Origin of the sequence: Microcystis sp. Msp_OC_L_20101000_S702 (genome assembly GCF_007095705.1) — a bacterium.
Classification (GTDB): Bacteria; Cyanobacteriota; Cyanobacteriia; order Cyanobacteriales; family Microcystaceae; genus Microcystis; species Microcystis ichthyoblabe_A.
On sequence record NZ_SFBO01000048.1, the window covers coordinates 1 to 12794 of the forward strand.

At 38.4% G+C, this 12794-nt stretch carries 5 protein-coding genes; all 5 read left to right on the top strand.

Translation table 11 applies throughout. The features are described 5' to 3' along the window. The first annotated feature begins 894 nt into the window (after positions 1-894). The 5 genes from EWV60_RS05230 to EWV60_RS05250 all read left to right on the top strand — a co-directional run bounded on the left by EWV60_RS05230 (position 895) and on the right by EWV60_RS05250 (position 12772). Complete coding sequence (locus EWV60_RS05230) at positions 895-1215, top strand: hypothetical protein (RefSeq protein WP_287231411.1); 321 nt, start codon at positions 895-897, stop codon at positions 1213-1215. Positions 1216-1416: 201 nt separating this feature from the next. Beyond that, positions 1417-2274 (top strand): 2OG-Fe(II) oxygenase, encoded by an 858-nt coding sequence (locus EWV60_RS05235; RefSeq protein WP_004162172.1) that lies wholly within the window; start codon positions 1417-1419, stop codon positions 2272-2274. A gap of 15 nt (positions 2275-2289) precedes the next feature. Continuing rightward, the gene (locus EWV60_RS05240) at positions 2290-4161 is read left to right on the top strand and encodes a fatty acyl-AMP ligase (protein WP_004162173.1); all 1872 of its coding nucleotides are present in this window, start codon (positions 2290-2292) and stop codon (positions 4159-4161) included. Continuing rightward, the gene (locus EWV60_RS05245; protein WP_287231414.1) at positions 4155-5621 is read left to right on the top strand and encodes an acyl-CoA-binding protein; all 1467 of its coding nucleotides are present in this window, start codon (positions 4155-4157) and stop codon (positions 5619-5621) included. The genes EWV60_RS05240 and EWV60_RS05245 overlap by 7 nt, the downstream gene beginning before the upstream one ends. Further along, complete coding sequence (locus EWV60_RS05250; protein ID WP_287231416.1) at positions 5618-12772, top strand: type I polyketide synthase; 7155 nt, start codon at positions 5618-5620, stop codon at positions 12770-12772. The genes EWV60_RS05245 and EWV60_RS05250 overlap by 4 nt, the downstream gene beginning before the upstream one ends. Positions 12773-12794 lie beyond the last annotated feature (22 nt).

The following is a 12794-nucleotide window of genomic DNA, read 5'->3' on the forward strand; positions in this document are numbered from 1 at the left end:
CCAAAATAAAGCTTATTAAAAGAATGAGTTATGGATTTACCAATTTTGAACATCTTCGACTTAAGCTGTTTGCTTGCTTTAATTCATAACAAAAATTAACACACGAAAACCAGAAGAGCCAAATTGGCCAATTGTCAATAGCATTTGAGATGTTCTCACCCTGACAAATTATCTTTGTTCAGTTGATTATAACAGGAAAAGTAACCCCGCAACTATATTTTTAGTCTTGATTTACAAGGCTTTCAGAAATCAGCAGAGATGAAAGTATCCTCTGGAACCCTGATTCTGTCCTTTTTAGTGGCACATCGCGTAAAAGTAGCATAATCGAACAGGGGCTCTCTTGGGTTTGGTGGGTAAAATGTATTCTAAGATACAGTCCTCCTGGCGAGGGGGTGTAACGAACCACAAAGACACAAAGGACACAAAGATTGATCGATCCTATATAGGTTAAACTTATCACACAGAACCTAGAAGAGCCGAACAGGTTTAACAAAGTATTTATACTTAATGCTTTTCCAAGTATTGATCCCATTTTGTCTTCATACTTAAAACTTTATTTCTGTCTGTATCACTTGTTACTTTTTAGAATGAGAATTGCTAATAGTCAAGAATTATGAATTTGGCTTGACAAACCAACAAGCTATCGGCTACTACTTAGTGTAGTTAGTGTCGGCAACAAAAACGCTCAGTAGTTCGACAATCTCACTAACACGAACGCTCAGCCGAACCGCAGCTTACTAACACCAATGGTCTTAGGAACTAGGATTCCTGCCTGCTGAGGGAGGGTAAGACTTGCTATCTTTGGAGGTAGAAGGCGCATCCCATTCAAGCAGCCAACTCTCAAATCTGTTAAAATGTAGTTCACTCAATCACAATTAGCAAAGGAGAAAACCTATGTCTATTAAAGCTTTCAATGATTTCATTTCACGCATTACCCATGAGGATGACAGTCCGGCTAAAGATTCTGCCTCTTCGGTCGCTGCGATAATTGGGGACTTTGACAAATCCCTAACAGGAGAAGCCAAAGGGATGGCGGTTATGGCCCAACTCGTCAAAGCCGCTGAAGCAAAGGGGTATGACGTGAGCATTGGTGATGTTGTCGATTATATGAGAAGTCTAAAAACCCAGTATGAAACGAACGCAATGTTCGCGTCGATGATGGACTCCTATTGCAGCACGACTTGTCATCTAGGTTCTGTAGTTGGCAAAGATTAATAAATATCTAAGTAGGTTGGTCTAATTAAATATAAGATGTAGTCCAAGCATCTTGCTTACCATAGCGAGGGCATTTTGCCTGCTGCCGTAGCGAGCGAGACGCTCGCACTACAGGTATCTACAAATTAATTGCACCGACCTACTTAGTTGACGCATCGGATAATTTTTCAACACTTTACTTTCAACTTTTGAAGGACAATAATGACGATTGCAGCTAGAAAAACCCTTTACAACTTAGTCGAGATAGATTTTGAAAATCTCCCTCGCCACTATCCCGATGGCATTAAAGACATTTATGAACGCAAAATAGACGGTTTAATTATCGAAGATTTTCTATCTCAAGATGAGGTAGATAATGTGGTGGAACAATTGACCCAAAAAGGTCCTTTTGAAGGCTCACCCTTCGGTGATATTTTGATTTATGGTCCAGCCTTATACGTTTCAGAGGCGGATACCCAAGAATATTGTCAACAAGCGACTCAATTTCGGGAATATTGTCGCTATTTATTCCGCAACGGACGTGATTTTGAGACCCGTCTCCAAGAAGTCCTGTCAGTGATGTCTGGGGGACGAGAGGTGATGGTTTTAAAATCCCAAGATGGTTCTGAGTACACCCCTACCACCATTCGCGTCCTGGAAAAAGGACAATTTATGGGTTGGCATTTTGGCAATCAATTTCTCTTTTGTACGCCTGGTTACAAGCATTTAAAAACGCAAATTGACACAACCGCTCATCTTGGCTATTTCTTGGTTCTTAGCAGTGCGATCTCTGGGGGAGAATTAATCCTCTATGATTTAGAATGGGATGAAACCGAGTGGAATGACACAGAAATGGGCGGTAGAAAACGCAATGGAACGGTCAACGGTAAATTAATTGCTGATGTGATGGAAAATTACCAGCAAATGCCCATAAAACCCAAACCGGGTAGCTTGGTAATTTTTGATGACAGTCGGATTTTACATCGAGTATCAACGGTGGAAGGGAACCGTCGTCGGATTACTGTTGGTGGATTTGTTGCTTTTTCGGAAAACAGAGAAAAAGTCTATTATTGGAGTTAAGTTGAGGAAAGTTCGGTGTCAACTTTATTAGATCTTTTAGCTCAAAGAGCAAAGGAAACCCCGAATCAAACGGCTTATCTTTTTTTAAAAGATGAGGAGACGATTATCGAACGTCTAACTTATCAAGATTTAGCGGATAAGGCTTTAACAATCGCCGCTGGGCTACAGCAGTTAGGCGCAACTGGGGATCGAGTTTTGTTACTGTATCCTCCTGGTTTAGAGTTTATTGAGGCCTTATTTGGCTGTTTTGCGGCCGGGATGATTGCTGTTCCAGCTTATCCTCCCCGTCCCAACCAGTCTTTAAAGCGATTACAGTCTATTGTTAAAAGTTCTCAAGCCAAATTGTCGTTAAGCTCGACAAAAATTCAATCAAATCAAGACAACAAGAATTATTTAGGAGATTTAACAGAAATAGACTGCCGACAACTGACTCAGTTCAATTCCCAGGACTGGAAACCTTTAAAATTGACCCCAGATACCTTAGGGATTTTACAATATACTTCTGGTTCAACAGGAAATCCCAAAGGAGTCATGGTCAGTCATGGTAATTTAATCAGCAACTGTGAGGATCTTTCACGAGGTTGGCATCAGGAGCCAAATAGTAAGCTAGTGTCATGGTTGCCGACTTTTCACGATTTAGGGTTAGTTTATGGAATTTTGACCCCTTTATGGCGAGGATTTCCCAGTTATTTATTATCCCCTTTGTCCTTTTTGCTTAAACCGATTACTTGGTTAAAAATTATCTCTCGTTATCAAGCCACCCATAGTGCTGCACCGAATTTCGCTTATGATTTATGTGTCCGCAAATTTAAGCCCAAAGACGGAGAGAATTTAGACTTAACTTCTTGGAGAATGACCCTAAATGGAGCGCAACCCGTCAAAGCAGAAACTCTTGCCTCATTTAGTCAAACCTTTGCCCCTTACGGTTTTAAACCGCAAACCTTCTCCCCTGGTTATGGGTTAGCCGAGGCGACTTTAAAAGTAGCCGCTGTTAGGGATAAAGATGATCCTTTATTGCTGATCATAGAAAAAAAAGATTTCCAAAAAAATCAAGTAAAAGTTGTTAAACAGTCCACTTTATCTTTGTTTAATGCCGAAAATCCCCTTTTGAACAATTATCAAAATCAGGAGGTATTTTTAAAAAAAGCAATCCCTATTTCTCAGGAAAAACCAATAAATATGCTCTTGAATGAGGAGTTAAAGACCCAAATTCTGGTCAGTTGTGGCCAGAGCGAAATTGATACGGAAATCCAGATAATCAATCCTGAGACGTTAATGCCTTCTCAAGCCAACGAAATTGGCGAAATTTGGGTTCGTGGTCTAACCGTTAGCCAAGGGTATTGGAATAATCCCAGTGCCAGCGAATTAACTTTTCAAGCTTATCGTAGCGATACTAAAGAAGGACCTTTTCTCCGAACTGGGGATTTAGGATTTCTCTATCAAGGACAATTATTCGTCACAGGAAGACTCAAAGACTTAATTATTATTGAAGGACGCAATCATTATCCACAAGACATAGAGAGTACTGTAGAAAATACCGATCTAGCCTTGCGGAAAGAAGCTTGTGCTGCCTTTTCAGTTGAAATCAAAGGAGAAGAACGCCTTGTCATTGTTGCCGAAATTGAGCGAAGTTACGACCGTAAGATAGATGAAGTCGCCCTTAAAAAGAAAATCCGAGAAGCAGTCGCTCTTGAACATGACATCCGAGGGGATAAAATCGCTTTAATCAGACACAACTGTTTACCCAAAACCTCAAGTGGCAAAATTCAGCGTCAACTGTGTCGCTCTTTGTTTCTCAATGGGGAACTAGAATTATTAACCAGTGAGCCAGAAAACCTTAACTCATTAACCTTATCTCAGAACAAAACCCTACAAGAAATATGTTAACTTCAGAGCAAATTAACCATTTTCAGCAAAAAGGATGGGTCGGCCCCTTAAATATATTTAGCCCCGCAAAAATTGCGGCTGTCAAGAATTGCCTAGAAACCTATAGCCGTTTAATTGTTGAAGCTGACGGGCAGGAGATCATCAGTTTTTATAATAATATTTATCATTTAGAAACCCCTAGAGATTTGCATTTATTTCACGAACCCATTGCCAATTTATTTACAGATTTAGCCTTGATTGAATTCTTGAGGCAAATCGCAGGAAATGATATATTGTTATGGTACACCAATGTGTTTTGTAAATTGCCAGGGCAGGGAGAAATTAAATGGCATCAAGCTAAAGAATATTATACTTCAAGTGATATTGATTACGAGAAGAAGACCTTACTTTATGACCCCGATGAACCTGCGATTAATCTAACGGTTTGGGTTGCCTTAGATGATGCTGAATTAGACAATGGCTGTATGCAGTTTGCCAATGGTTCACATCAAAAAATATTTCCCATGTTACCCTCTAGCATTCCGGCTGAAGAAGGAGTTTTTGCTGGAATTAGTGCCCATAAAACAGTATGGCAGAGGGAGCAAAAATATTCCCTTTCTTATGACTTTAATGAAAGGGATTGGCCGTTAGAAACCGTTCCTGTTAAAGCAGGACAGGCATTGATTTTTACAGAAAAAGTCATGCACCGTTCATTTCCTAATCAGTCTAACCGCCGTCGTTTAGCGATTATTGGACGTTATGTACGCCCTAGTACCCAAGTTTATCCCTATCGTTGGCAGGGAAATTTTATTGACGAAAATGGTCACAATATCGAACGACATTACTGTTTTCTGGTGTCGGGTGAAGATAAATATGGACAAAATATAATTCGTCCAGGACACGATTTAAGCAAAGAAGAGTATCAATTTGAAAATTGTCTAAATCAAGTCCGCTTTGCTCAAGTACAAATTCCTGAAGACAAACAACAATTAGAGATATACGCTTTAGAAAAACAAGCCATTGAAGGAGATTGTCAAGAAGAAGAACCTAACCCAATTCTTCATCCTCGTAAATATATCCAATGGAAAGTATGGGATCAATATCGGGGCATGAGTCGTCATGAAGCGATGAAAAAATATACTCAACTGGTAGCTACTTTTCCTGTTAAAAATCAGACCAAAATCACTAGCGATGAAGAAAATATTGCCAAGTCTTCAAACAATACAGTTGGAGAGATTGAAGCGTGGTTAATTTCTTATTTATCGGAAGGTTTAGATTTAGATACCGAAGAAATTGATGTAGAGAGTTCCTTTCAAAGTTATGGGTTATCTTCCGCCGAAGGAGTAGGGATGATTGGTGATCTGAGTGATTGGTTAGGAACAAAACTTAATCCAGCTTTAATCTACGAATATTCTAATATTTCGGCTTTGGCGGCTAAATTAGCTCAAAAAAACCGAATTAACTCGGAGGAAGGTCAATGAATCACTCATTTCCTCAAGACGCTTTCGCCATAATTGGTATGGGATGTCGTTTTCCGCAAGCACCCAATCCAGAAGCTTTTGAACAGTTATTAATCAATGGGGTTGATGCAGTTAGAGAAATTCCCTCAGATCGTTGGCCGGCTAGACAATATTATCATCCCGACCCCAAAACACGCGGCAAGATGAATAGTTGTTGGGGGGGATTTTTAGAAAAAATAGACGAGTTTGAGCCTCAGTTTTTCAATATTTCTCTCTTAGAAGCCAATCGAATCGATCCACAACAGCGTTTAGTGATGGAAGTTGCTTGGGAGTCTTTAGAGGATGCAGGAATTGATCCTTTTACTCTTAAAGGAAGTCAAACGGGAGTCTGGATCGGGATTGGTAATTTTGACTATGGGCGTTTATTGTGTCAAGATTTAGAGCGCATTAATGCTTATCACGGCACAGGTTTAACCTTAAGTTTAGCCGCTAATCGTATTTCTTATTTTCTCGATTTTCATGGACCTTCTTTAGCGGTAGAAACGGCTTGTTCATCTTCTCTTGTCGCTGTCCATTTAGCTTGTCAAAGTTTAAAACAGAGAGAATGTGATCTCGTCCTTGCGGGGGGCGTTAGTTTGATGATTTTACCCGATATGACTATCACATTTTCTCAAGCGAGAATGATGTCTTCTGTTGGACGTTGTCAAACATTTGATGCTGAGGCTGATGGTTATGTGCGTGGTGAAGGATGTGGACTAATTGTTATTAAACGTCTAGAGGATGCGATGTCAGCTGGGGATCGCATTTTAGCGATTATTCGGGGCTCAGCAATCAATCATGATGGAGCGAGTAATGGGTTAACTGCACCCAATGGATTAGCACAGCAAGCTGTGATTAAAAGAGCTTTAGAAAATGCTAATATTTCGTCCCATAGCGTGAGTTATGTTGAAGCTCATGGAACTGGGACATCCTTGGGGGATCCTACTGAGATTCGAGCGATAAAAGAAGTATTGGGAAAAGGGCGTAAACTAGAGCAAAAATGTGCCATTGCTTCGGTTAAAACCAATATTGGTCATTTAGAGAATGCCGCAGGTATTGCTGGCCTCATCAAGGTAATTTTATCCTTGCAAAAGCGACAAATTTTTCCCCATTTACACTTAAAAAAAATAAATCCTTATTTAGATATCGACAATACTCCCTTTTTTATACCGACAGAAAACCAAACATGGGAATTTAATCAACAGAAAAGAATTGCTGGGGTGAGTGGGTTTAGTTTCGGAGGAACAAACTGTCATATTATCCTTGAGGAAGCCCCAGAAATTGAGAATTTGCCCAATGATATAGAACGTTCTCAACAAGTGTTCTGTCTGTCAGCGAAAACGGAATCTGCTTTACAAGTTTTAGCCCAAAATTACGTTAATTTTTTATCAACCCATCCTCATCTTAGGTTAGAGGACATAAGTTTTACTGTTAATACAGGTCGTACTCATTTTCAGCAGCGTTTAGCTATATTTTGTCGAAATACAAGCGAGTTAAGCTCTAGCTTGCAGAATTATCTTGATAATCGACAAGAAAATCAGTCATTAGTTCAAGGAAAAGTCACAGGAAGGAAAGCAAAACCTGTCGTTTTTTTGTTTACAGGACAGGGTTGTCAGTATGAGAGAATGGGTAAACAACTATACGACACTCAGCCGACTTTTAAGAGATCAATGCAACGTTGTGCTGAGATTTTAGAACCATATTTGGAAGCATCTTTACTTTCGGTGTTATATTCTCCTAATTCAAATCAAGATTTAATCAATCAGCCTATTTATACCCAGACAGCTTTGTTTTCTCTTGAATACTCTTTAGCTCAACTTTGGTTGTCTTGGGGATTTGAACCTTCGGCTCTTATGGGACATAGTTTAGGGGAGTATGTAGCAGCTTGCATTGCTGGCGTTTTTAGTTTAGAAGAAGGATTGAAGTTAATCGCAACTAGGGCAAAATTAATCGAAAAATTACCCGAAAAAGGCAAAATGTTAGCTGTTTTTGCTAACGAAGATTTAGTGAAAGCTATATTAATTAAAATCGCTTCTCCCTGGGTAAGTATTTCTAGTGTGAATGGAGAAGATAACACAGTTGTATCGGGAAGAGAGGGGGTGATTCAAGATATTATCAAGATTTTAGATGCAGAAGGAATCCAAAGTCATTTATTGACTGTTTCCCATGGGTTTCATTCTCCTTTGATTGAACCAATGTTCAAGGAATGGGAAAGTAGTATGGCAGAAATCTCCTTTCAAAAGCCGCAACTCCCCCTTATTTCCAACTTAACTGGCAATTTTTTCTCTAATTCTCAAATTCCTGATACTCAGTATTGGCAACAGCAAACTCGTCAGACTGTCTGCTTTAAAAAAGGAATTGAGACGTTATTGAATCAAAAGTATGAACTGTTCTTAGAAATTGGTGCAAAACCGATTTTATCATCGCTAATACACCGTTTGGGACAAGGAAAATGCCTACCTTCTCTAGCAGAGGGACAAGAAGATTGGTCAGTTTTAACCGCCACTGTGGCTAATTTATATGTTCAGGGGATAAACATTAATTGGCGAGGATGGGATCAAGATTATGCTCGTCGTCGCTTATCTTTACCCACTTATCCTTTTCAACGTCAACCCTATTGGCTAACAGAGAAAAAAATTGATTCAACAGATATGGGAGAGTCATCATCGATGGATACCAGAGAAAATAGCCAGCAAAAAGATCAAATAATTCAAGATTTATTGAGCCTAATTGCTCAATCACTAAGAATTAAACCTGATAATTTAGATACTCATCAACCCTTTTTAGAAATGGGTGCAGATTCTTTGGTTCTCTTGGATGTTGTGCGAACAATCGAAACTCGTTATCGCTTAAAAATTACGATTAACCAATTGTTTGAAGTTTGGCCAACCATTGAAGAACTCGCCGAACATATTGCTCAGCAAATCTCCTTTTCGCCCTCCTCTATGTCATTGAGCAATGACATAGAGGAGCAAAGTTCAAAATCACCCAAATCAGAGAAAAGTCCAATCAATAAAAAAGCCGAGGAAGATATTGCCGTTAATTCTCAGGAGGAAGATAGTTCCTTAGCAAGAATTATCAATCAGCAATTAGCCATCATGTCGCAACAATTAGTATTATTACAAGGTAAAACACCAACTAAATCCCAAGACTTGCCAAAAATCTCACCTCATAATAACCTATCATCTCAAAAACAGGAGGAAAAAAAAACTTTAACCAAACTTCCTAATTTTACCCCTCAACAACAACAGTATATCAAGGCATTTATTAAGCGTTATAATGGTAAAACAGCAAAATCTAAAGAGAAAGCAGCTTTATCCCGTCGTGTTTTGGCCGATAGTCGAGCTAGTGCCGGATTTCGTCCTTCAATCAAAGAATTAGTGTATCCGATTATCGGTGAGAAAGCAGAAGGGGCTTATTTTTGGGATATTGATGGTAACAAGTATTTAGATATTACAATGGGTTTTGGTGTGTTATTATTAGGACATAATCCGCCGATTATCGAACAAGCTATTAAGAAACAATTAGCGAAAGGCTTGCAAATCGGACCCCAATCTAATTTAGCGGCTGAAGTCGCCCAGTTAATCCAAGATTTAACCGCTGTCGAAAGGGTCTTATTTTGTAATTCTGGTACTGAGGCGATAATGACAGCGTTAAGACTGGCGCGAACTGTCACAGGACGGTGTAAAGTCGCTTTATTTACGGGTTCTTATCACGGTCATTTTGATGGGGTTTTAGGGGTAGCTACACCAGAAAACCTCCACGGTGTACCGATGATAGCGGGAATTGCTGAAAATGCCGTAAAAGACTTGCTAGTACTCGATTTTGATCATCCTGAAAGTTTAGAGATTTTAGCCGCTTATCAGGAAGACTTAGCGGCGGTTTTAGTTGAACCTGTTCCCAGTCGTCGTCCAAATGTACAACCTCAAGCTTTTTTGCAAAAATTACGAACTTTTACTCAAAATGCCGACATTCCTTTAATTTTTGATGAAGTATTGCTCGGATTTCGGATTCATCTTGGTGGAGCGCAAAAGTGGTTCGGAATTGAGGCAGATATAGTGACTTATGGCAAAATTGTTGGTGGCGGTTTACCGATTGGGGTAGTAGGGGGAAAATCTCGTTATTTAGATGCTATTGATGGGGGAGCATGGAACTATGGTGATAATTCTTATCCTGTTGCTGAAAAGACGTTTTTTGCTGGAACTTTTAATAAAAATCATCTAGGGATGGCGGCTGCTCATGCTATCTTACAATATCTTAAAGAAGCAGGTGAAAGTCTGCAAGAACAATTAAATATGCACACGACTCACTTAGCAGCTGACTTAAATCATTATTTTGAAACCGAGCAAATTCCCTTAAAAGTTGTTCATTTTGGTTCGTTATTTCGCTTTTTATCGTCAGAAAATTTAGATTTATTTTATTATCATTTATTAGATAAAGGAGTGTATCTTTGGGAAGGACGAAATGCTTTTCTTTCTACCGCTCATACGGATGAAGATATTAATTTTTTAATCTGGGTGATCAAATCAAGTGTCAAAGATTTACAACGAGGTGGATTTTTTGGAGGCGCAAATTCGCAAAATTTTGAGCAACCTTCAGTAAATTCAGATTTAAAAGCTTCTGATGCTCGGTTAGGTGTTGGTCTCCTTAGTCCGAGTACAATTCATCAGCGTTTATTGCCTCTTGTTACTGAGCTAACTCAAGAAACAAATTTACAGCAATATGCTCAGGGATTTTTACACTTAGAAAAGCTCAGTTATTGCTATATTATCGAGACTTTAGAAGAATTAGGATTTAATTTTTGTCAAAATAGTCAAATTACTCAAGAGACTGCTGAACAATTGGGAATTATCCCTTTTTATTATCCTTTGTGGCAACGATTCCTTGAAATTCTCGCCGAAGAAAATATTTTAAATCTTAAGAATTTAGAAGGTGATATAGTAAAAAATCCAGAAATTATGGAATCGAAAACCCTCTTGAGCCAAATTTCCCGTGAATATCCTTGTTTAAAAGCAGAATTGACTTTACTCAATCGTTGTGCTTCGGCTTTAGCAGAGATATTACAAGGAAAAGTGAATCCTTTATCGTTAATTTTTCCCCAGGGAGATTTAAGCATCGCCACTCAACTGTATCAAAACTCTCCTTTAGCAGTTTTTGTCAACACATTAGCTCAAAAAATCCTTAATTTAGCCTTAAAATACCACCATGAAAGCGAAAAAATACGCATTTTAGAGATAGGTGCAGGGACTGGCGGAACCACTGCTTATATTCTTCCTAAATTGCCTCAAAATGCTGTTGAATATTATTTTACAGATCTTTCTTCTCTCTTTATTGGTCGCGCCCAACAAACCTTTAAAGACTATCCTTGGGTTAAATACGGAACATTTGATATTGAACAGCCTCCATCAAGTCAAAAATTAGGAACAAAAACTTATCATATTATTGTTGCGGCTAATGTGCTTCATAGTACGGCTAATATTACTCAAAGTTTAAGACACATTCAAGAAAGCTTAGTGCAAGGGGGAATGCTAATTTTAATCGAAGGGACATCTCCTCAACGTTGGTTAGACTTAATTTTTGGATTAACGGAAGGATGGTGGAAATTTACCGATAAAGAACTCCGTCCGTGTTATCCCCTAATTTCAGGGGAAAAATGGTATGAGGTTCTGAAGAAAACGGGATTTAATGATATCATCACCTTTAACACCCCTAATATTCCCCTGTCTGACCAACAAACGGTTATCATCGCTCGTTCTCCTCAGAAGATTCCCTTGACATTAGCCCAAAAACAATTTTGGGCTTTAGCGCAATTAGATCAACAAGGATCAATTGCTTATAATGACTCATTACGGTTAGAACTAAGAGGAAATTTAGACATTACTGCTTTAAAACAAGCTATTCAAACAATCATTGCTCGTCATGAGGCCTTACGCATTATTATAGATATTGAGGGTAATTATCAAGAAATTCTTCCTCCTGATGAAAAAGAAGTACCCTATTTAGATTTTAGCGCGAAAAAAGAAGAAGAAATTAATCAATGGTTACAGGAAACGATACAAAAACCTTTTAATCTGAGTAATCAGCCCCCATTAAGGGTAAATATTCTTAAAATTGCTCCAGAATATCATTGGTTTGTTTTCACCATTCATCATATTATTTCTGATGGTTGGTCAATTGACATCATTGTGCAGGAATTAGCTACACTTTACAACGCCAAAAAACAAGGTAATCAGCCTCTTTTACCTCCCGCACAAGCCTTTAGTCAATACGTCGCTATTACTAACTCAGTCACTAAAGAAAATTCAGCAAATCAAACTTATTGGCTACAACAATTTAAGGATTTTATTCCTTCGTTAGAGTTACCTACTGATTTTACTCGTCCTTCTGTTCAAACTTATCTAGGAAAACAAGAAGAGATGATAATTGAAGCAAATTTAAAAACACAAATAGAGCAGCTAGGACATCAAAAAGGGGTTACCCTATTTATGATATTACTCACATCTTTTGATTTACTTTTAAAGCACTTAACTCAGGATAAGGAGCGGATTATTGGCATTTCTGCAGCGGGACAATCAGCGATGGGATGTCCAAATTTAGTTGGTTATTGTGTCAATGTCTTACCTGTGCGTTTTCGAGAATCAATGACCACTTTTTCGGAACATTTAACTTATCTCAAACGAGAATTATTGCAGGCTTATCAACATCAAAATTATTCTTATCCTGAACTCCTAAAACAATTAAACCTCAAACGAGATCCTAGTCGTTCTCCGCTAATTAATGTTCAATTTAATTTAGACAAATTTGGTCAAGGATTGCAATTCGTCGAACTTGATGTTAAAGTCATCTCAAACTTTTCAGGTGCAACTCGACGAGATTTAACCTGGAATCTAACTGAGAAAGGAGATACTTTGACTTTAACGGCTACCTATAACGCAGATTTATTTAAACCAGAGACCATTCAAGATTGGCTTAATCAATTCATCTATTTATTACAAACCTTTGTAGAGAATCCGAATATTTCTTTAGATTTACTTAAGCAAAAAATGATAGTCTTAGAACAGAAAAAGTACCAAAAAAAAGCAGAACAGATAGAATCCATTGCTCAACAAAAATTAAAACAACGGCGACGATGACAGGTTTTTGTATTAAAAAAAT